Origin of the sequence: Aquibacillus koreensis (genome assembly GCF_025154055.1) — a bacterium.
GTDB lineage: Bacteria > Bacillota > Bacilli > Bacillales > Amphibacillaceae > Aquibacillus_C > Aquibacillus_C koreensis.
On the sequence record NZ_JAOALK010000002.1, the window covers coordinates 26,419 to 50,799 of the forward strand.

General features: G+C 36.0%; 24 protein-coding genes and 1 pseudogene. 21 read left to right on the top strand and 4 right to left on the bottom strand.

Features of this window, described 5'->3' with window-relative positions; translation table 11 throughout:
• The first annotated feature begins 91 nt into the window (after positions 1-91).
• The 6 genes from NYQ66_RS00345 to NYQ66_RS00370 all read left to right on the top strand — a co-directional run bounded on the left by NYQ66_RS00345 (position 92) and on the right by NYQ66_RS00370 (position 6,788).
• Entirely contained in the window at positions 92-1,030 is a 939-nt protein-coding gene (locus NYQ66_RS00345) for a VanW family protein (protein ID WP_259865634.1), read from the top strand.
• Between the two features lie 264 nt (positions 1,031-1,294).
• Positions 1,295-3,706: a nitrite reductase large subunit NirB gene (gene nirB, locus NYQ66_RS00350; protein WP_259865638.1), complete on the top strand. Its 2,412-nt coding sequence runs from the start codon at positions 1,295-1,297 to the stop codon at positions 3,704-3,706.
• A gap of 24 nt (positions 3,707-3,730) precedes the next feature.
• On the top strand, positions 3,731-4,054 hold the full coding sequence (gene nirD / locus NYQ66_RS00355; protein WP_259865641.1) for a nitrite reductase small subunit NirD: 324 nt from the start codon (positions 3,731-3,733) through the stop codon (positions 4,052-4,054).
• A 96-nt stretch (positions 4,055-4,150) separates the two neighbouring features.
• The gene (cobA, locus tag NYQ66_RS00360; protein WP_259865644.1) at positions 4,151-4,933 is read left to right on the top strand and encodes a uroporphyrinogen-III C-methyltransferase; all 783 of its coding nucleotides are present in this window, start codon (positions 4,151-4,153) and stop codon (positions 4,931-4,933) included.
• A gap of 48 nt (positions 4,934-4,981) precedes the next feature.
• Positions 4,982-5,746, top strand: a complete 765-nt coding sequence (locus tag NYQ66_RS00365; RefSeq protein ID WP_259865646.1) for a sirohydrochlorin chelatase — start codon at positions 4,982-4,984, stop codon at positions 5,744-5,746.
• The gene (locus NYQ66_RS00370; protein ID WP_311201991.1) at positions 5,721-6,788 is read left to right on the top strand and encodes an anthranilate phosphoribosyltransferase; all 1,068 of its coding nucleotides are present in this window, start codon (positions 5,721-5,723) and stop codon (positions 6,786-6,788) included. The genes NYQ66_RS00365 and NYQ66_RS00370 overlap by 26 nt, the downstream gene beginning before the upstream one ends.
• Before the next feature lie 13 nt (positions 6,789-6,801).
• Here NYQ66_RS00370 and NYQ66_RS00375 read toward each other — a convergent pair whose 3' ends face one another.
• Positions 6,802-7,428 (bottom strand): NAD(P)-binding protein, encoded by a 627-nt coding sequence (locus NYQ66_RS00375; protein WP_259865652.1) that lies wholly within the window; start codon positions 7,426-7,428, stop codon positions 6,802-6,804.
• Between the two features lie 123 nt (positions 7,429-7,551).
• On the opposite strand from NYQ66_RS00375, the gene NYQ66_RS00380 reads away from it, so the two are divergent.
• On the top strand, positions 7,552-8,154 hold the full coding sequence (locus tag NYQ66_RS00380) for a PAS domain-containing protein (protein WP_259865653.1): 603 nt from the start codon (positions 7,552-7,554) through the stop codon (positions 8,152-8,154).
• Positions 8,155-8,197: 43 nt separating this feature from the next.
• Here NYQ66_RS00380 and NYQ66_RS00385 read toward each other — a convergent pair whose 3' ends face one another.
• The gene (locus NYQ66_RS00385; protein ID WP_259865655.1) at positions 8,198-8,518 is read right to left on the bottom strand and encodes a hypothetical protein; all 321 of its coding nucleotides are present in this window, start codon (positions 8,516-8,518) and stop codon (positions 8,198-8,200) included.
• Positions 8,519-8,711: 193 nt separating this feature from the next.
• On the opposite strand from NYQ66_RS00385, the gene NYQ66_RS00390 reads away from it, so the two are divergent.
• From NYQ66_RS00390 to NYQ66_RS00405, 4 genes are all read left to right on the top strand, one after another.
• Complete coding sequence (locus NYQ66_RS00390; RefSeq protein ID WP_259865657.1) at positions 8,712-9,671, top strand: AAA family ATPase; 960 nt, start codon at positions 8,712-8,714, stop codon at positions 9,669-9,671.
• A gap of 2 nt (positions 9,672-9,673) precedes the next feature.
• Positions 9,674-10,768 (top strand): DUF58 domain-containing protein, encoded by a 1,095-nt coding sequence (locus NYQ66_RS00395; protein WP_259865659.1) that lies wholly within the window; start codon positions 9,674-9,676, stop codon positions 10,766-10,768.
• 31 nt (positions 10,769-10,799) lie between these two features.
• On the top strand, positions 10,800-12,116 hold the full coding sequence (locus NYQ66_RS00400; RefSeq protein WP_259865661.1) for a DUF4129 domain-containing protein: 1,317 nt from the start codon (positions 10,800-10,802) through the stop codon (positions 12,114-12,116).
• Positions 12,117-12,292: 176 nt separating this feature from the next.
• Complete coding sequence (locus NYQ66_RS00405) at positions 12,293-12,898, top strand: alpha/beta hydrolase (protein WP_259865663.1); 606 nt, start codon at positions 12,293-12,295, stop codon at positions 12,896-12,898.
• 149 nt (positions 12,899-13,047) lie between these two features.
• On the opposite strand, the pseudogene NYQ66_RS00410 reads toward NYQ66_RS00405, so the two are convergent.
• Positions 13,048-13,357, bottom strand: a pseudogene (locus tag NYQ66_RS00410) (GntR family transcriptional regulator).
• A 511-nt stretch (positions 13,358-13,868) separates the two neighbouring features.
• Here NYQ66_RS00410 and NYQ66_RS00415 point away from each other — a divergent pair.
• From NYQ66_RS00415 to NYQ66_RS00460, 10 genes are all read left to right on the top strand, one after another.
• Entirely contained in the window at positions 13,869-14,123 is a 255-nt protein-coding gene (locus tag NYQ66_RS00415; RefSeq protein ID WP_259865665.1) for a hypothetical protein, read from the top strand.
• Between the two features lie 33 nt (positions 14,124-14,156).
• On the top strand, positions 14,157-14,837 hold the full coding sequence (locus tag NYQ66_RS00420) for an HAD family hydrolase (protein WP_259865667.1): 681 nt from the start codon (positions 14,157-14,159) through the stop codon (positions 14,835-14,837).
• A 43-nt stretch (positions 14,838-14,880) separates the two neighbouring features.
• Entirely contained in the window at positions 14,881-15,327 is a 447-nt protein-coding gene (locus NYQ66_RS00425; protein ID WP_259865669.1) for a GNAT family N-acetyltransferase, read from the top strand.
• A 386-nt stretch (positions 15,328-15,713) separates the two neighbouring features.
• Entirely contained in the window at positions 15,714-16,274 is a 561-nt protein-coding gene (locus NYQ66_RS00430) for a flavin reductase family protein (protein WP_259865671.1), read from the top strand.
• 94 nt (positions 16,275-16,368) lie between these two features.
• On the top strand, positions 16,369-18,303 hold the full coding sequence (locus NYQ66_RS00435; protein WP_259865673.1) for an ATP-dependent DNA helicase: 1,935 nt from the start codon (positions 16,369-16,371) through the stop codon (positions 18,301-18,303).
• Between the two features lie 180 nt (positions 18,304-18,483).
• A complete protein-coding gene (locus NYQ66_RS00440) occupies positions 18,484-18,654 on the top strand; it encodes a hypothetical protein (protein WP_259865675.1) in 171 nt (56 codons plus the stop codon).
• Positions 18,655-18,766: 112 nt separating this feature from the next.
• On the top strand, positions 18,767-19,813 hold the full coding sequence (locus tag NYQ66_RS00445) for a lactonase family protein (protein WP_259865677.1): 1,047 nt from the start codon (positions 18,767-18,769) through the stop codon (positions 19,811-19,813).
• 123 nt (positions 19,814-19,936) lie between these two features.
• Positions 19,937-20,527 (top strand): histidine phosphatase family protein, encoded by a 591-nt coding sequence (locus NYQ66_RS00450; RefSeq protein WP_259865679.1) that lies wholly within the window; start codon positions 19,937-19,939, stop codon positions 20,525-20,527.
• A 160-nt stretch (positions 20,528-20,687) separates the two neighbouring features.
• Positions 20,688-20,762: a YjcZ family sporulation protein gene (locus tag NYQ66_RS00455; protein ID WP_259865739.1), complete on the top strand. Its 75-nt coding sequence runs from the start codon at positions 20,688-20,690 to the stop codon at positions 20,760-20,762.
• Between the two features lie 414 nt (positions 20,763-21,176).
• The gene (locus NYQ66_RS00460; RefSeq protein WP_259865681.1) at positions 21,177-22,199 is read left to right on the top strand and encodes a GGDEF domain-containing protein; all 1,023 of its coding nucleotides are present in this window, start codon (positions 21,177-21,179) and stop codon (positions 22,197-22,199) included.
• A 181-nt stretch (positions 22,200-22,380) separates the two neighbouring features.
• Here NYQ66_RS00460 and htpG read toward each other — a convergent pair whose 3' ends face one another.
• Positions 22,381-24,261, bottom strand: coding sequence for a molecular chaperone HtpG (gene htpG / locus NYQ66_RS00465; RefSeq protein ID WP_259865683.1), 1,881 nt, complete (start codon positions 24,259-24,261; stop codon positions 22,381-22,383).
• Positions 24,262-24,381: the final 120 nt, after the last annotated feature.

Genomic DNA, 24,381 nt, shown 5'->3' on the forward strand with positions numbered 1-24,381 from the left:
GGTTATTTTTTGTTTATTTCAACTGTTTATGGGGAGTTCCTTATCATGAAAAAAGCAAGTTTATCCATACTATGAAAAAAGGAGGTAGCTTATGTATCCAGTACTTTTGGCTTTTATATATATTTTAGCGTCACCACAATATGATCCAGTAGAGTCACTTACCATTTTTAATAAGGATGAGGTGATAGAAGAAATTAATCGCGAGCAATATACGATTCCTTACTTTGATGAGAATATGGTTGACAGTGCAAAATTAGAATTACTTGCAAGGCGTATTAATACACTAATTTTGACAAAACCGCAAGATGCATGGATTAATGAACAAAATGAAATTGTCCCGGCCAAGACAGGGAAAATGCTGGATGAAAAGCAATTTTTAAAACAGTTGTATCAATTTTACTATGAGGGTACAGTGTCTGAAATACAAGTACCTCTCAAACATGTGTATCCGAAAGTAGATAGTGAATTATTAGAAAAGATTTATTCGAAAAGAATAGGTCAATACACTACTTACTTCAACTCAAAAAATGAAGAAAGATCTAATAATATTTATATTTCTACGGAAGCAATCAATAATCAAGTTGTGTTTCCGAATGAAGTATTCTCATTCAATCACGTTGTAGGGAAGAGAACCAAAGAAAGAGGATACCTACCAGCACCAGTGATTGTGAAAGGTGAATTAGCAGAAGATGTAGGGGGAGGTATTTGCCAAGTATCATCCACTCTGTATAATGCAATTGACAGGGCAGGAATAAAAGTAGTCGAACGTTACTCTCACAGTAGACGTGTGCCTTATGTACCGTCAGGTCGTGATGCAACAGTAAGTTGGTATGGTCCAGATTTTACTTTTATGAATAATTACAATCAGCCAGTGTTCATTAAAGCATCCGCAAAACATGGGCAAGTAATGATCTCCATCTATTCATCTGAAATAATCCGTACAAACAAAAATGACATCCCAAAAGCTACAGATCAGTTACCTAAAGAAATACATGTAAACGAGTATGGGGAATACAAGTTATCACATTAAATCCTCATGCTCAGTAAATAAATCTTTTTGCAAAAAGGCGAAAGGATTTATTTTTTTATTGAAATATGTAGAGAGCGTTTACGAGCTAGGTACGCAGGATTGTTTAGGTTATTAGACCTTTATTGTGAAAGGTTACACCAAGAGGTGGTATATTTATTCCTTGTCAGATAAATTAACAAGTAAATTGAATACCCCTTTTATTTTTGATTACATAGAGATAGATAAAATATTCAGAAAATTTAAACGTATGGAGGGGTAACATACATGGTTAAGCAAAAACTAATTCTAATTGGGAATGGGATGGCAGGGATTCGTGCAATAGAAGAAATACTTAAAAAGAAGCCAACTGTCTTTGATATTACAGTGTTTGGTAGTGAGCCTTATCCAAACTATAATCGGATTCAACTTTCTAAAGTATTACAAGGTGATACGGAAGTTAGTGATATAACATTAAACGAATGGCAGTGGTATGAAGATAACGGGATCCGTCTTTATCCAGGTGAAACAGTAACAAAAATTGATAAAGAGAAGCAATTTGTATATACGGATAAAGGTCGCATCGAGGAATATGATCATTTAATTATTGCAACTGGATCCAATCCTTTTATGTTACCTTTACCAGGCGTTGATAAGGAAGGCGTAACTGCTTTTCGTGACATTAAAGACTGTGAACAAATGATTGATTATTCCCAGAAATATAGCAGGGCTGCAGTAATAGGTGGTGGGTTACTAGGTCTTGAAGCAGCTCGTGGCTTGCTTAATTTAGGAATGAATGTAGATGTCATTCATATTTCTGATTATCTCATGGAAAGGCAACTAGATCGTGATGCGGGACAATTACTTCAAAAAGAATTAGAAGCGCAAGGGATGAATTTCTTATTGGAGAAACAAACAGTTGAGATTACTGGTAAGAAGAAAGTAACTGGACTTAAATTTAAAGATGGTGGCCAAATCAGTGCTGATTTAGTAGTCATGGCTGTCGGTATCAAACCTAATGTAGCGTTAGCTGAAGAAAGTGGGATAGGGGTAAATCGTGGGATTGTAGTTAATGATCACATGGAAACCAATGTGCCAAATATATACGCAGTGGGTGAATGTGCAGAGCACAGACAAATGGTTTACGGTCTGGTTGCTCCACTATACGAACAAGGGCAAGCATTAGCGAAACATATATGTGGTATCGAAGGTCAAGGATATCAGGGTTCTATCCTATCTACACAGTTAAAAGTGTCCGGTGTAGATGTATTCTCTACCGGAAAAATTAACGAGGATGCAGACACAAAAGCAATCAAAATGTTTGATGATTGGAATGGAACGTACAAAAAGATCCTAGTAGACGAAGGCAAAATTACTGGAGCAGTATTATTTGGTGATACAAAGGACGGAAATCGCCTACTTAGCTTAATTAAAAAAGGAACAGACGTTGAAGAATATTTAAATACTGATCGAAATGAGGAATCGGGAGTTAGCTTAGTAGCAGGTATGCCAGACGATGAGATTATTTGTGGATGTAATGGTGTTACAAAAGGAACAATTGTTGAAGCGATTCAAGCAGATGGATTAACAACCTTAGAACAGGTGAAGGGCTGCACGAATGCATCTCGTTCCTGTGGTACATGTAAATCACTAGTTTCAGATTTATTAGAGTGTACACTTGGTGACGACTATAACGAGAATCAGAAAGAAACTATTTGTGCTTGTACAGACTTATCAAAGGATGAAGTTATTGCTGAAATTAAAGAGAAAAAACTTACCCATACAAGAGAAGTCATGCATGTACTAGGGTGGAGAAATGAAGAAGGTTGCTCAAAGTGTAAACCAGCCCTAAACTATTATCTCGGTATGGTCAATCCTACGGAATATGAAGACGAACGTGAATCACGATTTGTTAATGAACGCTTGCACGCTAATATTCAAAATGATGGTACGTATTCTGTTGTACCAAGAATGTATGGTGGGGTAACAAATGCAGATGATCTTCGCAAAATTGCGGATGTAGCAGATAAATACGAAGTTGGAATGATCAAGTTAACTGGCGGACAACGCATTGATTTACTCGGCATAAAGAAGGATGATTTACCTAGTATTTGGGCTGATCTTGGAATGCCTTCCGGTTACGCTTATGGTAAATCAGTTCGAACGGTGAAGACGTGTGTAGGTGCTAACTTCTGTCGCTTCGGTACGCAGGACTCGGTTGGAATGGGCATTGACATCGAGAAAAAGTTTGAGGGATTAAATACGCCACATAAGGTGAAAATGGGCGTTTCTGCTTGTCCACGAAACTGTGCAGAAGGTGGCGTCAAAGATGTTGGTGTAATTGGACTTGATGGGATATGGGAAGTGTATGTTGGTGGTAATGGTGGCACAGAGCTTCGTCAGGCTGAAATTTTATCAAAGGTGAAAACACAAGAAGAAGTACTAGAAGTCATCGGTGCATTCTTACAATACTACAGAGAAAATGCAAATTATCTAGAAAGAACGTCTCACTGGGTTGCTCGTGTTGGTATTGAGCATGTAAAAGAAGTGATTGGAAACAAAGAAATGCGAGATGCGCTAAATGAACGAATGGATCTTACCTTATCTACGATTAAAGAGCCTTGGAGTGAAGCGGTTCAGAATCAAACGTTACTGAAAGAGCTTTATGAAAAAGTCAATGTGCCAACAGCTTCGAAATAGATTTTCTTTAGGGGGAATTTCAATATGGAAAAGACAATGCGTAAGGTTTTTATAGGAAAGTATAGCGAACTTCCAGAAAGGTTAGGGAAAACAGTCATTTTCGGTGATCAGGAAATAGCAGTCTTTAAATTAACAAGTGGAAAAATAAAGGCAATTGAAAATCGTTGCCCTCATAGAGGCGGTTCTTTAGCGGAAGGAATGGTAAGTGGTGACCATGTCTTTTGTCCACTTCATGATTGGAAAGTAAGTGTGATTGACGGGCTTGTGCAAGCGCCGGATGAAGGCTGTGTGCAAACATTTGATGTAGAAGTGACGGACGACCAAGTATATGTGTTCATAAACGATTAATAATCACCTGATTTTAAGTAGGAATATAGATATCTAGTTTAAAAATGCCCGAAGAAAAGTGCGAAAGACTGGCAGAGGCGTAGGAGGAGACGAATGATGGGGATGGTGTATATCGTTGGAGCGGGTCCTGGTGATCCTGATTTAATCACTGTAAAGGCGCTTAAGTGTATCCAAAAGGCAGATGTAATTTTTTATGATCGATTGATTAATCGAGACTTACTGAAAGAAGCTAAGGCTGATGCAGATCTGATTTATTGTGGTAAATTACCTAAATTTCATACGATGAAACAAGAAACGATTAATCATCTATTAGTCAAGTATGCAATGCAAGGAAAAACGGTTACTAGATTAAAAGGTGGAGATCCATTTGTGTATGGTCGTGGTGCAGAGGAGATTGAAGCTTTAGCAAAGAAGGGGATTGAATATGAAGTAATTCCAGGTATCACATCTGGCATCGCTGCTCCAGCCTATGCAGATATACCCATCACGCATCGAGAGCTTGGCAATTCATTTGCTGTCGTTACAGGGCATTGCAAAAAAGGTAAACCAACAGATATTAAATGGGAAAACCTTTCTAAAGGTGTTGATACATTGGCCATCTATATGGGAATTAGCAACCTGCCATATATATGTGCACAATTAACAACACATGGAAAGGAAAAGAATACTCCGGTAGCAATTATTCAACAGGGAACAACGAAACAACAACGGGTTGTTACAGGTACACTGGAGTCTATTGTAGGTGTCGTAGAAAAGGCATCTATTCAAAATCCTGCAATGATTGTTGTTGGAGAGGTTGTCCGTTTCCGTCATAAAATTAATCAATTAAAGATCATGAACCAGCGTACACCTGAAAGCGGATTGCTAGAGGCTTACTAAATAAAGATGTTTGTAAACAGAGAACTATACAAAAATAGAATGGAGTTGGTGATTATTCAAGCGATATTATATATATGCCATGGTAGTAGAGTTGGAAAAGCTAGCCAGGAAGCCATTGATTTTGTAAGGAAAACGATGTCTCTTGTGGATGCACCGGTCCAAGAATATTGTTTCTTAGAGCTAGCAAGTCCAACTATACTCGAAGGGGTAGATCAATGTGTGAAAAGAGGGGCTACTAATATTGCAGTAGTGCCAGTATTATTACTAACAGCAACACATGCTAAAAAAGATATTCCTGACGTTTTAGACCATGCAAAAAAGGAATATCCAAATGTAAACTTTAGTTATGGAAGTCCTTTAGGTGTGCAGGAGCAAATGATTGATGTACTGGTTGAAAGGTTAACTGAAAAGTGCAAGGTTACCCCAGATATGCAGGTATTATTAGTAGGAAGAGGAAGTAGTGATCCTGATGCTATAAAAGACATAAACAAGATTGCAAGTCTTTTGCAAGAAAGAATTGATGTGTCTTCTGTAAATACTTGCTTCTTGGCGGCTGCTCGTCCTAAATTTGAAGAAATGTTACGTTCCACTGCTGCATTTGGTGCCGAGCGGATCGTCATTTTACCTTATCTCTTATTCACCGGAGTACTGATGACAGATATTGAACGATTTGTAGACCAACTATATATAAATCCAGAACAAGAAATAATGATATGTGATTACTTAGGAGATCACACCAATGTAACCCAATTACTAAGGAATAGGGTAGAAGAAGCAATAGAAGAAGGTGAGAAAATTGCAACAATGGCTTAAAGAAGTAGCTAGGGGGAAACGAGGTTCGAAGGATTTAAGCTATAATGAAACCTTGGAAGTTGCTAGATCTATTATTCATGGGCATGCAACTGATGCACAAATTGCAGCTTATTTTATAGCGGAGCGTCTAAAAACCGAATCACCGGATGAACTGTTGGCTTTTGTTCACGCATATCAAGCGCATAGTGAAAAACTGTTGCTTTCGCCAACTATTACTGATCATATCATTGATTTTGCTGGTCCTTACAATGGTAGAAATACGTTTGCTGCAACGATCCCAGCCTCGATCTTAATGGCAGATCATGGCATACCTGCATTTTTACATGGTAGTGATTCATTACCTCCAAAGTATGGTTTGCCAATCATGGATATTCTACTCGAATTAGGAGTTGATATTGATTCATCCAAAGCGAACCTCTCACAATCTATAGAAGATTGTCTTATCGGCTTTGCTTGGACAGAGAGATATAATCATAGCCTAGGAGAATTAAGATCAATCCGCGAACAAATAGGTGTACGAACATTAATGAATACGGTTGAAAAATTATTAAATCTATCGCAGGCTAAATCATTAATGATGGGGGCCTTTCATCGGACAGCAATCAATAAGATTTACCCTATTTTCCAACAACTTTCTTATCAAAATGTTTTTATCGTTCAAGGGTTGGAAGGGTCAGAAGATGTACCTGTTCACCGAAACAGTTTTGTGTTCCAATTAACAGAAGATTCTTTGGACTCCTTTATTGTAAAACCAGAGGAATATGGATTGTTAAATAAAGACTTTGACAAGAATGAAAAGTTAACAGCGGAAGAACAACGAGATATTACACTTGCTGTGCTTAGTGGAGACAAGTCACCAACGTACCGGTATTACTATAACCAAGTCGTATTTAATACAGGAATTCGCTATTACTTATTTGGTGCCACGAAAACAATTGAAGAGGGTATAGATGTAGCGAAAGAACAAATACAAAAGCAAAGTGGTTTGAGAATGCTTGAAAAATGGAAACAAAGACAACTACTTATAAAAGATGCAAATTAGAGAAGCTCATAGGCTACCTACGAGTTTCTTTCATTTGTTCGTTAATCCATTGTAATGTTTCAAATTGTCTTTCTCGGTCTAATAACTCATTTGTCACAAGTAGTTCTAATAGACGTTTTTTCTCTTCATTTGTGAAAGTAGATTCCTTAATAAGGGTACGAGCTTCAAATAAAAAATCAAGATATGCTTCATAACGCTCATCATATGTTTGCTCTATTTCTCGCTTTAAATTTTTAGCAAGTATTGGACTCGCCCCATCTGTAGAAATAGCAATGGAAAGTTTGCCGCGTTTTACTTGAATTGGAAACTGAATATTACCTTGTGTAGCATCTTCAGCATGATTAATTAATAAGTAATCAGGTGCAGATAAAACTGCTTGCTTATTTACTTCTTTACTATTTGTTGCAATCACACATAAAAATACGTCGTGAACGTCCTCAGGAGAAAAACTCTTTTTCTTCCACAGTATTTTATTTTGAAGGGATAATTGTTCGATGGTTGGTGTGACAGATGGGCTTATAACTGTAATGCTACCTTCTGTTGGTAATAGATTTGTAATCTTTCTTTCGGCAATTTTTCCTCCGCCAATGACAAGAATTTTCTTCCCTTTTAAATCAAGCATAATTGGAATGGAAGACATGCATACACTTCCTTTTTGTATAGATTTGTCGGATGTTTAGAAGTTTTGGTAAATAGATAGATTATCATTATATTTCTTGTATAATGACCAATTGTATCATAAAAATTTAACAGGAGAATAATGATGGATCATTATATTACTAAACTGAATAATCGAGAGGTTATTAACTCGTTGAAAGAAAATATTGCAGTCTTAGATCTTGATGGTACAATCATTTCGGTTAATGAAGCTTGGGTTCATTATGGGTTTCAAAATGGTGTACCGAAAGATTACAATTGGATTGGTGTAAATTACTTAGCAATTTCAAAACATGCAGTGGCTACAGGAGATGATTATGCTAGAAAAAGTGTAGAAGGTATGAAAGCAATACAAAATGGTGAATCGAATGCATTTTCGTATGAATATCCTTGCCACACGGATGATGAAGCTAGGTGGTTTTTGTTTATGGCTACTCCTCTTCAAGATGATTTAACAAAAGAGACGAAGGGGATCGTTGTATCCCATATTGATATAACTGCACGTAAATTAACGGAGATTAAGCTAGAAGAGGCTTTGGAAAAAATAAACACATTAAAAGGCTTAATTCCTATTTGTGCAAGTTGTAAGAGCATAAGGGACGACCAGGATTATTGGACTAAATTAGAGACATTTATAGAGGCACATACAGATACTTCGTTCACACATGATATCTGTCCAAGCTGTTTAAACGACATACTTGAACAATAAATAATAGGGGGAATCACACACTGTGATCCCCATTTTTTGTTGATCAATCAGGAGCTTGCACACCTAAGTCATCTAGTAACATTTTTAATTCTTCCGTTGCTTTTTCCATCGTTTTAAAATATGTTTCTAAATCACAATCCTGTAAAAGTTTGTACCGATCAATCATTTCATCTAGCGTTTTTCTTTGTTTATCACTGGCATTTAAGTAATAAGGGGCCAGAGCAGTGCAAAGAACGGTGAAGGCCCCCTTCTCTTTCACGATATAATCAGCAGATATGATGCCAGCGAACCCATCATTTTTCTTAATGAATAAAGCTCTTTTTGCTACAACTTCTAATTTTAACCCAATTTGGTCACTAAACATTTAAAAACTCCTCACGCTTTTTAAAGTCTATGTATTTGTTTTAATAGTAGCATATGATGATTCCTTTGTTGATAGAAAGTATTTTATCGATAAAATAAAGGATTATTTAAATTTTTGTCAAAATTAGTATAGTAGATGAAAAAGAATGTTTTGTTTCATTTTTAAGGAAGCGCATACATAAGGGGGAATCTTTGTGGAATTAACAGATATACAAACAGTGTCTCAAAAGGTTAGAAATAATATACAGAAAGTAATGATTGGTAAGGACGAAACGATTGAACAACTTTTCGTTTCATTGATTGCATCGGGTCATGTTTTGTTAGAGGACGTACCTGGTACAGGAAAAACATTATTAGCAAAGTCGATGGCTAAGTCATTGTCTTGTTCGTTTAAACGTATTCAGTTTACCCCTGATTTGTTACCAACAGATGTGACCGGGATTAACTTTTTTAGTCAAAAAAACGGTGAGTTTGAATTTAGACCAGGTCCAATCTTTTCGAACATAGTTTTAGCAGATGAGATTAATCGTGCCACACCTAGGACTCAATCAAGTTTATTAGAAAGCATGGAAGAAAGACAAGTAACAATCGATGGGGAAACGCGTGAGTTAGACTCGCCATTTATGGTAATTGCAACACAAAACCCAGTAGAAAGTCAGGGAACTTTTCCATTGCCAGAAGCCCAATTAGATCGTTTCCTATTAAAGATTAGGTTAGGCTATCCTAATAGAGAAGAAGGAATTGAGATCTTGAAAAGGTTTAAACAATCGAATCCGCTACAAGTATTGGAGTCTGTTGCGAGTAAAGAAGTGATCCTACAGGCACAGTCCTTATATTCTAGTGTATATGTTAGTGAAGATATCATGGGCTACGTGATTGATATTGTAGAGAAGACAAGAACACATACGAATGTAAGTGTAGGGATTAGTCCAAGAGGTAGTCAAGCATTGTTTAAAGCAATACAAGCATACGCAGTTATAAACGGGAGAGATTTTGTTTTACCGGATGATGTAAAGAGAATGGTCAAGCCAGTGCTCAGTCATCGGCTTGTATTAAATAGGATGGCTGGTGTAAAAGCAAATCAAGCGGATCAAGTGTTAGAGGAGATTTTGGCAACCGTTCCTGTACCTTCTGAAGAAGGAGTAGCGAAGTAAACATGAGTATCCCTTGGATTATTGCTATAACGATTGTGTTTATCATTGTTCAAATGTTTATGTATGAAAAGTGGGGTATTACGAACATACGTTATAACAGAAGATTTAGTCATTCTTCTGTCTTTTCAGGAGAACAGATCGAGATGATAGATGAAATCTCAAACAATAAATGGCTGCCGGTTCCTTGGCTTCGGTTAGAATCTAAAATAAGTAGTCAGCTTCGTTTCAAAAAAAATACGGATCTAGAATTGGAAGAAAATCCAGAAGAAGAGTTTCACCGTACTTTATTCAGTTTGCTTCCGTATCAAAAAATAACAAGAAGACATAAAGTAACTTGCCAAAATAGAGGTTACTATTCGCTTCAAACGGTTTCTATGACGACTGGTGATGTGTTTGGTTTTACGGAACGATTTCGCACCCTTGAATCGAGTGCAACAGTAATCGTTTATCCAACGCTTTTACCAATTGATGAAGTTCCACTACCATCGCATAGTTGGTTAGGAGATATTACAGTTAGAAGGTGGATTATTGAAGATCCATTCGTATTTGCAGGGGTTCGTGAATACGCTTCTGGTGATTCGATGAATGCTGTTAACTGGAAAGCGACTGCGCGTACTGGTCAATTGCAAGTAAGTCAAAAAGATTTCACTGCAGATCATCATCTTATGATTTACGTTAATTTTGACCAAACCGAAGATATTTGGTGGCCGATTGAGAATGAACAGTTAATCGAAAATGCATTATCATATGCCGCATCTGTTGCCAACCACTCCATTAAAAATGGTATAAGTACTGGCTTTGGTTGTAATGCATATCTCACACCCCCTTTCAGTGATACTACAAAAAAAGTAAAAGAATCCGTTCGAATAGAACCGGAAACAGGTATGGAGCATTTTTATTACATGTTGGATACGATTGCAAAAGTAAAAATGGATAGAAGTAGAAACTTCAATCAATTTTTATTAGAAGATATAGAAGAACAAAGGTCCAATACAGATTTTCTCATTATCACAAGCCTGGTAACAGATAAAATGAAACAACATGTGCATGAATTGGAAATGCTAGGAAATGCAATAGAAATTATGGAATTGAAGTAAACAAGGACGTCTAAAAAAGCAGGTGATTGTCATGCTGATTAAAGTGCGAAATTTTTTTCAGAAATGGTTACTAGGAATGATTGAATACTTAATTTTGTTTCCTATAGTGTTTCTGATAGGGATCTATTTTGTTCCAACAGAGATACTTGGAGTTTGGCTAGCAATGTTTTCTTGTTTATTTTTGGTTGGCCTATGTGTTAGAAAACTTGTTAAAGAAAGAAGTTATGTGGTCTATATCTTTCTTTCTCTTATACTATCTACTGCTCCAGCAATTTTTATTAGCGATTCTGTCATTGGTTCTATCTTTACGTTTTTATTTGGTGGTTTGGTTGTGTTGAGGGGAATGATGTATGCAACACAATCATGGGTAGAGCTATCGCTAACCAGACTACTATGGACAGCGGGTTTTCCAATCTATTTTATTAGTTATCTTTTCTATTTAAATATCGCTCCTATGACACCTTATGTAGACATGATTACTTGGTTAGGAATAGTGATGATCTTGATTACTTTCTTTGTATCAAATGAAGAGCATTTAAAAACGGCAACCCATGCTAAAACGAAAGATGCAATGGTTAGTCGAGTCATTAAGAATACGAATAGAATATATCTTGCTATCATGTTTATTGCAATTATTTTGTTAACAAATTTTCAAGTTGTACAAACATTGTTTGTTTCGGTAGTTGGTGGCATATTACAGACAATAATAAACATAACTGAAATGTTTCCCTCAAATGGTGTAGAAGATCCTCAATCTAGACCAAGGGTAGAATTTATGTTTTCTGGTGGTGAAGATCAATCCTCATTTAATGTGTGGATGAATTGGTTAACAATCATAGGTGGATCCGTGTTAGTGCTCGCATTATTAGTCTTAAGTTTAATGCTTATTTTTAAAAGAACTAGGATAATCGTGAAACGTTGGTTTGCTTATATACAAAAAGTATTCGCACGCATATTCCGAAGAAAGAAGGATGACAATGTTGGCGGATATATTGACGAATCTGAAAGCCTTATAGATTGGAAGCTATGGCGAGAAAAAGTAACAACACGTGCCAAGGAAGTAGTTTCATCGTTCTTTTCTAGAGGGCCACAATTTCATGCTTTATCCAATAAAGAAAAGGTACGCTATATTTATCGCCACCTGCTAGCAGAGAAAACAAAAAATGGATTTGAAGTGAAGCCGAGCAATACGCCGCATGAAACGTTAATTGAGTTGCAGAGGGAAGTAGATGCTAGGTTATTAGAAGAGCTTGATGATGCCTATGGTCAAGCACGGTATAGCAATAAAGATGGAGAACATTTAGAAGTAGATCATTTGCGTTCACTTGTAAATACAAGTAAACGTTAATTTCTTTTGTAACATAGTAGAGATTATCTCAGGTTAAACCATTGGGATAATCTCTTTCTTTGACAGAGTAGGATTCTCACTTTATAATTATCTCGAAGTCAAGATATAAGTGTGAAGTGGAACGGCATAATATGAAAGTAAAGATGGTTAATAAGAAATGTAAGGAGGAAATTTTAATGAAACATATATTTCAACAAGGTGATAAGACTAAGCCGGTCCTTCTATTACTGCATGGTACTGGTGGAACGGAACAAGACTTGCTTCCCGTTGCTAAGCTAGTCGATGAGCATGCTTCCGTGTTAAGTGTTAGGGGAAACGTTTCTGAAAATGGTATGCCTCGATTTTTCCGACGACTTGCAGAGGGTGTATTTGATGAAGAAGATCTCATCTTCCGCACAAAAGAGTTACATGATTTTTTAGATGAGGCAGCAAGTGATTATGATTTTGAAAGAAATAACATCATTGCCATTGGCTATTCAAACGGTGCGAACATAGCGGGAAGCTTACTATTTCATTATGAAAATGCTTTACGTGGAGCAATCTTACATCACCCAATGGTACCTAGACGAGGTATTGCGTTACCAGAACTACACGATACACAAGTATTTATATCAGCAGGACATAACGATCCACTATGCACCGAACAGGAGTCGATCGATTTGCAAGCATTATTAGAGCAAAATGGTGCTAAAGTAGACATTCATTGGGAAAATAATGGTCATCAGTTAACACGTACGGAAGTGGATGCAGCAAAATCATGGTACGAAAAGAATTTCAACTAAAAACATAAAGGAAGTTTATAAAACCTTCTAATTTGAACAAGTGAAGTTGTTCAGTATTTGAAGGTTTTTATATTATGTTAAGGAATTGTTAGCTGAAAAGTGTTCAGATACACCTTAACCGTACTACTTGCGTTATTCATATTAATCATCTATGTCCCCCCAATCCCATTGTGTACTTCATCTATCAGCGAATAAAGCTCTGAAGGTGAAACGCCTAAAAATAAAGCTTCAGCAATTAATCTTTTTAACTCGTCCTTTATTTTGTTCAAATCCTCAACATTTTCATTGTTTTATAGAGCATTCACAAAACTTCCTTTTCCTTTGACAGAATAAATTTAACCTTGTGACTCAAGTTATCGATATGCCTTTTGAATTGTATTTGGGTTAATCGACAATTCCTGTGCAAGTGTACGAACAGAAGGAATTTTTTTCATCAACCTGCAATACTTCATTAATGATTAGTTCTTTTAATTTATCTACTAACTGCTCTAAAAATTAAAAAATAGTAACTAAATTATCAACAGAAGGTCATGATTGTATGCTTTGTATTTTTTATAAAGGGGTGCAAGTGGGTATAAAATGGAGGAATTTTATTAGAGTCATCGTAATACATTTCTAACCTATACGAAAAGTATTATAAAAGGGTATATCATGTCGATGGAATATCACCCGAGATAGCTTTTTGGCTGAAGATGTGGGTCAAGAAACGTTCATGAAAACATATAAACATATCGGAAGACTCACTTATGAGGGGAAAATGGGAGTTAGAGCTTAGGAAACACATACTCCAAACTATGACTAAGTGTTTTTTATGTGCTAGCTTTGATGAAAGATATTTTGCTATTTTTAATAATCTTTTGACAAAAACCCCCGAAAAATATGGAAAAATATGATAGACTTAACTAGAAGAGTTACTATTATGGTACGGCCATAAGTGTTCGTAGAGATATTTTAGAACGTGGGTGCGAAAATGGACGAATTATTTTTTGTTATACTTCCTTGGTTTTTATTGTTTTGTTCAATTATCGGTATCGTTTATTCCATCAAAAGGAAATTGACCTACGTCTGGGGTTTTTTGCTCTGTGTCATCGGTATTTCTGTTTATTTGTTTGGCTTCCAAGTTGTTGGAGGCTTTGAAGGAATTGGATTAAGTTTACTTAGTGCATTGCCTTTTACAATTGGGCTATTTATTTTATTTATTTCTTGGATTGGAAAGAAAATGTAGTAAAATCACCTTTAAAAGGGGAATTTGATAAAGATGATTCAATCGGTATTATTTGATTTAGACGGTACACTATTAGATCGAGATAGTTCTGTTCTTCATTTTATTCACAATCAATATGATCGGCTGTATCAACATTTTCCTCACGTACAAAAAGAATCCTTCACACAAAGATTTGTGAAATTGGATGATGGAGGCTATGTATGGAAAGACAAGGTTTATCAACAATTAGCTCAAGAGTTCTCTATTACTTCCATTAGTTGGAACGAGTTTTTGCATGACTATTTACAGCATTTTAAGTTTAGTTGTAAAGGATTTGATGGTTTACATAAAATGCTTTCGGAGCTATTAAGACGCGACATAAAAATGGGCATTATTACAAACGGTTTTACTGATTTCCAGTTAGGTAATATAGAAGCACTGGATATAACTTCTTATTTTCAATCGATATTAGTTTCAGAGCAAGAGGGGGTTCGAAAGCCAGAACCGGCTATCTTCAAAAGAGCCTTATCTAGGATGCAGACAGATCCTTCTCAATCAGTCTTTGTTGGTGACCATCCTGTAAATGATATAAAAGCTGCAAAGGACTTGGGTATGACCAGTGTGTGGGTGAATAATAAACATTTTTCGGAAATAGCAGAAGCTGATTACACAATAGACAATCTTTTAGAATTACCATCCTTGATTACACACCTAAATACTTCAAAACTTGGGTAAGATTTGCTGAAGAATTGAAAAGTACAGAAAGGAGGATTGTAAAATGAATGTCATAGAATTAACCTTAGAGAGGGTGGAAGTGTGTACGAAATTATACATGGATGTATTTAGTAAATCACCTTGGAATGAGTTATGGAATTACCAAGCTGCAAACGATCGGTTATTAAGCCTTTTCCATCATCCAAGTGCTTATTGTATTGGGGTGTACAATAGTGAACAAGTCTTGATAGGATTTCTAATAGGGCATACCGAAAATTGGTTGGGCGTTACGCACTTTCTGATAAAAGAGATGTGTGTTAGTGCACCAATGCAAGGCCAAGGAGTTGGAAGTATTATGCTTTCGTCTCTAGAAAGATACTGCAAGGAAAAAAATATAGATCGAATCGAATTAATCACTGCACATGGTGGACTAGCTGAACAATTTTATAAGAAAAATGGTTTTTATACAAGTAACAAAATGATCCTAATGGCCAAAAGACTTCCAAAGTAATTACTTCTGTTCATATTTCCTCTTAATAAGTCACAAATTCCTATACTAGTTTATCTATTACATAAAATTCCATTGTGTTTATTTCGTACACATGATATATTGATTTAGCGATGAGCTGATTGTGTAAGTCGAAGGACGTTTTACGTTGAATGTGGTCAACGGTCTCTTCGCCACAATGTCGAAGACACTTGATTATTCAAGTGTCTTTTTTCTATGTTTTTTTAAAATGTGCTTTAGGGTGGGAGTATAGTCCTCCATTACATATAGAAGAAGTTTGCCTCTAATTGGACACGATCCTATAAAAGAATATACAATCGTATAAGTATGAATGGATACATAAAAGATTGCTTGTGAAACTTAATTATAGTAAAAGGAGAAATATACGAATGAGAACCGAAACTGCTCAAACAGTCATGCATAGTTATCCTGGGATGGTAGCGTTAGTTACTGTTACCTGTGACCATGAGGACAATGTGATGGCTGCTGGATGGCACTCTTACATATCATATGATCCACCAATATATGGTGTTGCAATTGGTAGGGAAAGGCACACCTACTCCATGATTAGAAAATCAGGATGTTTTACCATCAACTTTCTTTCTTATGATCATGCAAAATTTATTCAACAAGCTGGGGTCTATAGTGGAAGTGCCGTAGATAAATTTAAGAAGGGAAATATAGAGTTCGACCGTGGAATTATAACAGGTGCACCAATTCTAAGAGATGCCTATGTTGCGTATGAATGTGAAATAATGGATAGACAAACCTATGGTGATCATGATTGGTTTGTCGGTGAAATAAAGCAGTTTTACCGTGATCCTGACCTATTTCACGAAAACGGACTTCCAAAATTAAATAGATTGCAAATCCCTTTATATTTAGGGCGGTCTACGTATGTAAAACTTGATGAAAATACGAAAAGCTCTACACATAAAATAGAGGATTAGTGCGTGTTTACATTTTGAAACAGGCAGTTTTTTTGGGAAAAATAACACGATGTGAAGCCGATTAGATACAACTGATATAAAGGAGAATGATCACTTGTCAAAGTCATTACCGTTTACGATTTCTAAACAAGAGAACTTTTATGATCGATTAGGAGACTATGTTGGGGACGTGTTCTACGATATTTTACCTGAGCAGGGGTATGAATTACGAGATGAGCAAATATACATGGCCTATCAAATTGAGAAAGCATTTAAGCATAATGGAATCAGTTTTGCTGAAGCAGGAGTGGGAACAGGGAAAACGTTCGTGTATTTATTGTATGCTATTTGTTATGCGAGATATAAAAGAAAACCAGCCATCATTTCCTGTGCAGATGAAACATTAATTGAGCAATTAGTGAAGAACAATGGAGATATTGAAAAGTTAGAAAAAGCACTAGGGCTATCCATTGACGTAAGACTTGCGAAAGCTCGTGAACAATATGTATGTATGAAAAAATTAGATCCATTAGCAAATAGTACAACAGATGAGGACATACTGCAGGTACATGAGCAAATACCAGACTTCGTATTCGATCAAGGGACATCGATGCAATCGTATGAGCGATACGGTGATCGTAAAGAATATCCTTGGGTATCTAACGAAAAGTGGAAACAAATTGCTTGGGATCCTTTGCAACAATGTTCTACTTGTGATTGGCGCCACCGAAGTGGTCAAACATTATATCGAGATCATTATCGTCATGCCACTGACTTGATTATTTGTTCCCATGATTTTTATATGGAACACATATGGACAAAAGAATCTCGGAAAAGAGAAGGGCAACTGCCACTTCTTCCTGAAGCTAGTTGTGTGGTTTTTGATGAAGGGCACTTATTAGAATTTTCAGCACAGAAGGGATTAACCTACCGATTCCATTCTCAAACATTACAAACCATTCTAACGGGTTACATGAGTCAAGATGTTCGAGAAGAAACGTTGTATATCATCGAGGATATTCTGGCTATTCATGAAGATTGGTTTGATTATTTAGACGATGTTTCCGAATCGATTGTTGGATCGGATCGAAAAGAAGTTAAAAGGTCTACAACTATGATGAAGATGGTCAAAGAATTACAAGAAAAAGTAGATAAATTATTAGAGCAACTTGTTTTTGATGCAGAACTCTTTACCATTGATCCTTATCACATCAAGGTTATGGAGGAATATCTAGAATTTTATTCTTACGGTCTTTCGATCTTACTTAGAGATAATCAAGGGATTTTCTGGTTAGAAGAAAACGATACAGACGTAACATTTGTCATCATGCCAAGATTGGTTGAAGACATACTAGCAGAAGAAGTGTTTTCGCAAAAAATCCCGTTTATCTTTTCTTCTGCAACATTATCGCAAGCTGGTGACTTCTCCTATATTGCTAAGAGTTTAGGGATCAATGAGTATGACTCATTTAACGTCGCTTCACCTTTTGATTATGAAGAGCAAATGCGTGTTTATGGTCATTTGTATGAGGAAAAAAAGGAAGTGGATAAATGGAATGAGATAGGACAAGCCATTAGAAAAAATGGAGGTCAATCGTTGCTTCTCTTTACATCAGCTTATGAAATGGATCGTTTTAGGGAGTGGGCTCATCATCAGGAATGGGATATTCCGTTTATTTATGAAGGAGATCGGGAAATCAGTGAATTGGTGAAACAGTTTCAACATGACATTTCTTCCGTACTTTGTTCCTATAATCTCTGGGAAGGTCTAGATGTACCAGGTAAGGCACTTACACAGGTTATCATTGCATCGCTACCTTTTCCTCCACATGATCCTGTCTTCCAAGCAAAGCGTAGTCATGTATCCAACCCAACGGAGGATGTGGATCGTCCATATATGCTCTTACGCCTTAGACAAGGAATTGGCAGGCTAATTAGAAATAGCCAAGATTATGGCGCTATTCATTTATGGATGACTGAAGAACAGAAAAAATCAGAGTTTACATCTATTAATCAGACTTTGCCGGTCGAATTAAGTTGGAAAGAGTAAGAACAAGGAACAGATAAACGATTTGTCGTTTATCTGTTTTTTTTACTCTTATAAATGATTACCAAATGGATTATCGTCAAGTCCGGCTAGCAATGTTGAACGATGCCAAAATGTGACTAGATTAAAGAATTATTCTTCCGGATAAGTTATTAGGGAACAACATTAGGGGGTGAAAGAAACATGCAAAGACAACGTGGAAATGTATTGCCGCTTCTTGCGTCTGTAGGTATAGGGGCAGCTGCATATTATGGTATTAAGCGAAAAGGTGTAAAGAATTTTGCTCAACAAATGGTACCGTTTGCTAACGCAATGGGTGGTCAAGGTCAACAAAACCAAAACCAAGGACAGTAACCTTAAGATATATCAGAAGAGGGCAAGCTTCGTACTTGTCCTCTTTTACAATAGAAAAATAAAATTCCTTTTGTTATAATGAGACAAAATTGGACATTGAAGGGAGCTTGTTATGGGGAAATATAATGGATACATAGGTACCTATACGAAAGAGGAAAGTAAAGGGGTATATCGTTTTATACTGGATACGAAGAAAGGTGAGATTACTGATGTAGAACTTGCTGCAGAATTAAGCAATCCTACATATGTGACTATCAGTAGTGATAATAAAAACTTATATGCAGTTGCAAAAGAGTCTGATAATGGTGGTGTGACCGCTTTTTCCATACAAGAAGAGACAGGTGAGTTAACAGTTTTGAATAGCTTAGCTTCGCCAGGATCTCCGCCTTGCCATGTTAGTGTTAATGAAACAAAAACGAATGTTGTAACGGCTAATTATCATACAACAAAAGTGGAATCTTATCTAACAAATAAAGATGGTTCTTTAAAGACTGAAGCGGCGTCTGTAGAGCATGAAGGAAATGGTCCTCATGATCGTCAAGAAAAACCACACATGCATTTTGCTGGGTTTACACCGGATCAAAAATATGTGATTGCCATCGACTTAGGCAGTGATCGTGTTCATACTTATGCAGTTGAACAAGGTGAGTTATCTAAAGTACATACATTGAAAACGAAACCGGGAAGTGGTCCAAGGCATATTACATTCCATCCCAATGGTCATTTCGCTTATGTTATGACTGAGCTAAGTTCAGAAGTACTGGTACTTCAATATAATGCAGAAGAAGGTAGTCTTACCGAACTTCAGTCCATACCAACTATTCCGGAGGACTTTAACGAAACAAACGATGGAAGTGCTGTTCACATTACTGCAGATGGAAAATTCATCTATGCTGGAAACAGAGGTCATAATAGTATTGCAGTGTTTGAAGTTGAAAAACAAACAGGGAAACTTAGTTTTGTGGAGTGGACATCAACAGAGGGAAACTGGCCTCGTGATTTTGTATTAGATCCTACAGAAAAATTTCTTGTTGCATCCAATCAGAAATCAAACACAATTGTATTATTTGATAGAAACGAGTCGTCAGGTAAGTTAACGTTAAGGCAAGCAAATATTAAAGTTCCAGAGCCTGTATGTGTTAAATTTCTGCATGCGTAAGTGGAAGCGGATGAACATCTTAATTGCTGTTCATCCACTTTTTATTTGAAGAGTTTTTATGTCATAGAAGTAAATTTTTTGTTATGATACAAATAAATTGTGATTAGGATGAGGAGGAGCATGATGACTATAATTGGTTTCGTACGTCATGGAGTTACTGATTGGAATCTACAAAGAAGAGCACAGGGGCAAACGGATATACCTTTAAATGATGAGGGGAAAGCACAAGCACAACGGTTAGCAGCAAGGCTTGTGCGAGAGGAATGGGATCTAGTAGTCTCTAGTGACCTATCAAGGGCGTTTGACACGGCTAAAGTAGTTGCAGAAAAGTTAGATATTCCTTTGTATCAAGACACGAGATTACGTGAAATATCTTTTGGTAAACTAGAAGGACTAACAAAAGAAGCAAGAGATGAAAAGTGGGGCCCGAACTGGCGTGGCTTGGATCTAGGAATTGAACCCCATACCTCAGTGCAAGAAAGAAGTTATGCATGTGTGAAAGAATATAGCTCTCGATTTCCTGATCAAAACGTCCTTTTTGTTAGTCATGGAGCCACTTTAAATCAAATTATAAAAATCTTATTAAAAAATGACAGCTTTGATCAAGGTTTTGGGAACACAGCAGTTTCGACATTTATTGTGGAGGAAAATGATAACTGGTCATGTACATTGTTAAATTGCACAAAACACTTAACAGAAGAAATAGCAAAATAATAAACTTCGCCTAGATTTTTTTGATGTAGGTATATGCCTATACAAAATTAAACATCTTCCATAGTATAGATATTGAACAACTTAAAAAGAAGAAAAACTGCGAAAGCAGAACATCACACGCAGAAAATTGATCTTGAATTTTCAAGGAGGTGTTGATGAAATGCACAACAGTTTTGCGTTAATTGTCGTGTTATTCATCCTATTAATTATTATCGGAACTTCTTACGTTGTCTAATTTTATATATATTATTAAAAGAGGTCACAGGTACTGTGGCCTCTTTTAATTCCGCATTCTACATTAAGAATTGCTAAAAAGTCTTCTGATGTAGTTGGGAAATTTAAGTGTACCAAGTATAAGAAAAAGGGGCATTGGTAATCGCTTTTGAGACCAACACATCATCAAAAGACGAGCGATTCGGATTTCTAAAACATATGACTTAAGAAGCATTATAAATAAGTATTTACATAGATACACTTGTCAATTTTTACATTTAGTAGGATAATTGACCTAATATCAGATGTAAATCTATCAATAACTGTTTATGAGTGTTGTGAATTATTTAGCATTACTCGTATTCACATGTGCCTGGTATAAAACAATGGCGATATACAATAGATGGAAGCGCTTAGTCATTAGGAGTTGATTCATGTGTCAGGGGAATATAATAAATTTCAAAAATTAAAGAGAACGCTATTTTTGTGGGTATTACCAATCATAATACTGGCCTTAATCTCTAGAATTTTGATGATAGAAAAAAACGATCTATTTAATCTTTATATGATCCCCATCCTTATTGTTGTTTTTACTCTTTCATGGGTTTTACTTCTTATTAGAAAAGGATTTAAAGCCATTGAAATCATTAACATAGCAATAATTAGCATATTTTTTATGTTAAAGTCGTATGAAGTTATTTATTTTGATATGGTTGTACATGATCAAACTTCGTCGGGCCGTTCTACATATTGGACACCACTGATTTTTGTTCTTGTTTTTGTTACTTTAAAAGGGAAAAAAGGAATTATGTATTCATTGTTCCTTTGGACAATTCCAACAACCATTGCTATCTTTTACTGGAGTGAGTTACTCCCGGATACGAAAGAAACACTTATACAATACTTGTTGTCTTGTATTGTGTATATAATATTCTTATTTTTTGCCCGTCACATAATTATTGCTTATACAGAGACAGAAATGTTAGAAAAGCTTGCGTTTCAGGATTCCTTGACTAATATCGCAAACAGAAGAAAAGTTTATCAATGGCTAGAAGAAACATTTGAAAAAAATAAAACGATTTCAGTTATATTTTTTGATTTAGATCGCTTTAAAAAGATTAATGATGAACTTGGACATGTAGTTGGTGATAAAGTTTTACTTGAGCTAACGTCGTTGGTCAAGAATTACTTGGGGCATAAGGATAATTTTGGTCGTTGGGGCGGAGAAGAATTTATAATTATTTCAGACCATGATAAAAAGAAAGCAAGAGTGTTAGCTGAACAATTAAGAATGTCTATTGCCAATCATCATTTTTCAGAAGTTGGTCAAGTGACGTCGAGCTTTGGTGTTGAGATTTCACAAAAAGGAGACACTGCCGAAACGTTGATGAAACGTGTAGATCAGGCGTTGTATATGGCAAAACAAGAGGGGCGTAATCAAGTGAAAAGCATGCCATGAGTTTGCTGGCTTCCGCAATCATCAATGAGATAAAGTAGAGATGTAGAATAAAGCTTGCTTATGCAAACCAACGCAAGAAATATTACGATATAATAATGAACAATTAAAAATTGTGGGAATAAGTATAATATTTCATGAAAAAGTAAGCCCTCTATCGAGCGAAGATAGAGGGCTTTCACTATTAGATCATAATTTTGCACATATCGTTGGTGAATTCAACAGGATCTTTAATAGGTAATCCTTCAATGAGTAAAGCTTGGTTGTATAGCAGGTTTGTATAGATATCGAGCTTGCTTTTATCCGTTTCAAAAGCTTGTTTTAATGATTGGAATACCTCATGGTTTGTATTGATTTCTAAAATCTTCTCTGCTTGAATATTTTGGTTATCAGGCATTGATTTTAGAATTTTTTCCATTTCTATGGAGACTTCCCCATCGGTAGACAAGCAAACTGGGTGACGTTTTAATCTAGTTGAAACCTTTATGTCTTTCACTTGACCTTTCAGAACGTCTTTCATGTACATAAACATGGCTTCATTATTCTTTTGTTCTGTTTCAGCTTGATTTTGTTCTGCTTCTTCTTCGATACCTAAATCCCCACTAGCTACGGATTTAAATTCCTTATCATTGTAATTCATTAACATTTTAATCGCAAACTCATCAACTTCATCAGTGAAGTATAGAATTTCGTAACCTTTATCAGTAAGCCTTTCTGTTTGTGGAAGCTTTTCGATTCGTTCATTACTCTCACCTGAAGCGTAATAAATGTACTTTTGCTCTTCTGGCATTCTTGAGACATATTCATCTATTGTAACTAACTTTTTCTCAGTTGAAGAATAGAACATTAATAAATCTTGCAATAGATCTTTGTTACTACCAAAGTCGCTATAAACACCGTATTTTAATTGTCTGCCAAAGGCGTTATAGAACTTCTCATATTTTTCACGATCATCCTTTAACAGGCTTAATAACTGACTTTTGATTTTCTTTTTAATATTTTTGGCGATGAGTTTCAATTGGCGATCATGTTGCAACATTTCACGAGATATGTTCAGTGAAAGGTCTTCTGAATCCACCATCCCTTTGACAAAACTAAAGTAGTCCGGGACTAAATCCGCGCATTTTTCCATGATTAGAACACCATTAGAATATAGCTCTAAACCTTTTTCGAATTCCTTAGAGTAATAGTCATATGGCATTTGTTCCGGAATATACAAGATGGATTGGTAGCGAACAGCACCATCTACACTAATGTGAATATGCTTTAATGGTTTATCGAAGCCATAATGTTTTTCTTTATAAAAATTCTCATAGTCTTCATCCGTTAATTCACTCTTGTTTTTTCTCCAGATTGGGACCATGCTATTCACAACTTGCTCTTCTGTTACTTCTTCATACTCGTTCTCGGTACCCTCTTTATGTTTTTGTTCTGTAATATCCATCTTTACTGGGTATCGTATAAAATCTGAGTACTTTTTAATGATGGAAGACAGGCGATGTTCTTCAAGGTATTCGTCATATGTTTCTTCTTCTGTATTTTCTTTTACTTTAATGATGATATCTGTACCAACATGATCTTTTTCACATGTTTTAATCGTATAGCCATCTGCTCCCTTAGACTCCCATTTAAATGCTTCGTCACTGCCCAACGCTTTTGTAATAACAGTGACCACATCAGCCACCATAAATGCAGAGTAAAAACCAACACCAAATTGACCAATGATTTCTTGCCCATCTTTCATTTCATTTTCAGACTTAAATGCAAGTGAACCACTCTTCGCAATGATTCCAAGGTTATTTTCGAGTTCTTCTTTTGTCATACCGATTCCTGTATCGGAAATCGTTAATGTTCGGTTTTCTTTATCTGCAGTAACTTTTATGTAGTACTGATCTTGCTGGAACGTTAACGATTCATCGGTTAACGCTTTATAATAGATCTTATCAATCGCGTCACTCGCATTTGAAATTAACTCTCGTAAAAAGATTTCCTTCTGGGAATAAATAGAGTTAATCATCATTTCTAATAGTCGTTTGGATTCTGCTTTAAACTGTCTTTTTGCCATATTAATTTCTCCCTTCTTATGGTATGCGTATGATAGAAATATAAATAGTTTAGCACTTCGACTCTTTGAGTGCTAACTATTATTTTAATATCATAGGAAAGGAGGATCTGTCAATATCTT

Coding starts and splice junctions, on each gene's coding strand:
- htpG (WP_259865683.1), bottom strand. CDS start 24,261: ATGGCAAAAAGACAGTTTAAAGCAGAATCCAAACGACTATTAGAAATG.
- NYQ66_RS00430 (WP_259865671.1), top strand. CDS start 15,714: ATGAGAACCGAAACTGCTCAAACAGTCATGCATAGTTATCCTGGGATG.
- NYQ66_RS00385 (WP_259865655.1), bottom strand. CDS start 8,518: ATGTTTAGTGACCAAATTGGGTTAAAATTAGAAGTTGTAGCAAAAAGA.
- NYQ66_RS00375 (WP_259865652.1), bottom strand. CDS start 7,428: ATGTCTTCCATTCCAATTATGCTTGATTTAAAAGGGAAGAAAATTCTT.
- NYQ66_RS00420 (WP_259865667.1), top strand. CDS start 14,157: ATGATTCAATCGGTATTATTTGATTTAGACGGTACACTATTAGATCGA.
- nirB (WP_259865638.1), top strand. CDS start 1,295: ATGGTTAAGCAAAAACTAATTCTAATTGGGAATGGGATGGCAGGGATT.
- NYQ66_RS00405 (WP_259865663.1), top strand. CDS start 12,293: ATGAAACATATATTTCAACAAGGTGATAAGACTAAGCCGGTCCTTCTA.
- NYQ66_RS00450 (WP_259865679.1), top strand. CDS start 19,937: ATGACTATAATTGGTTTCGTACGTCATGGAGTTACTGATTGGAATCTA.
- NYQ66_RS00440 (WP_259865675.1), top strand. CDS start 18,484: ATGCAAAGACAACGTGGAAATGTATTGCCGCTTCTTGCGTCTGTAGGT.
- NYQ66_RS00345 (WP_259865634.1), top strand. CDS start 92: ATGTATCCAGTACTTTTGGCTTTTATATATATTTTAGCGTCACCACAA.
- cobA (WP_259865644.1), top strand. CDS start 4,151: ATGGGGATGGTGTATATCGTTGGAGCGGGTCCTGGTGATCCTGATTTA.
- NYQ66_RS00380 (WP_259865653.1), top strand. CDS start 7,552: ATGGATCATTATATTACTAAACTGAATAATCGAGAGGTTATTAACTCG.
- NYQ66_RS00425 (WP_259865669.1), top strand. CDS start 14,881: ATGAATGTCATAGAATTAACCTTAGAGAGGGTGGAAGTGTGTACGAAA.
- nirD (WP_259865641.1), top strand. CDS start 3,731: ATGGAAAAGACAATGCGTAAGGTTTTTATAGGAAAGTATAGCGAACTT.
- NYQ66_RS00400 (WP_259865661.1), top strand. CDS start 10,800: ATGCTGATTAAAGTGCGAAATTTTTTTCAGAAATGGTTACTAGGAATG.
- NYQ66_RS00395 (WP_259865659.1), top strand. CDS start 9,674: ATGAGTATCCCTTGGATTATTGCTATAACGATTGTGTTTATCATTGTT.
- NYQ66_RS00445 (WP_259865677.1), top strand. CDS start 18,767: ATGGGGAAATATAATGGATACATAGGTACCTATACGAAAGAGGAAAGT.
- NYQ66_RS00415 (WP_259865665.1), top strand. CDS start 13,869: ATGGACGAATTATTTTTTGTTATACTTCCTTGGTTTTTATTGTTTTGT.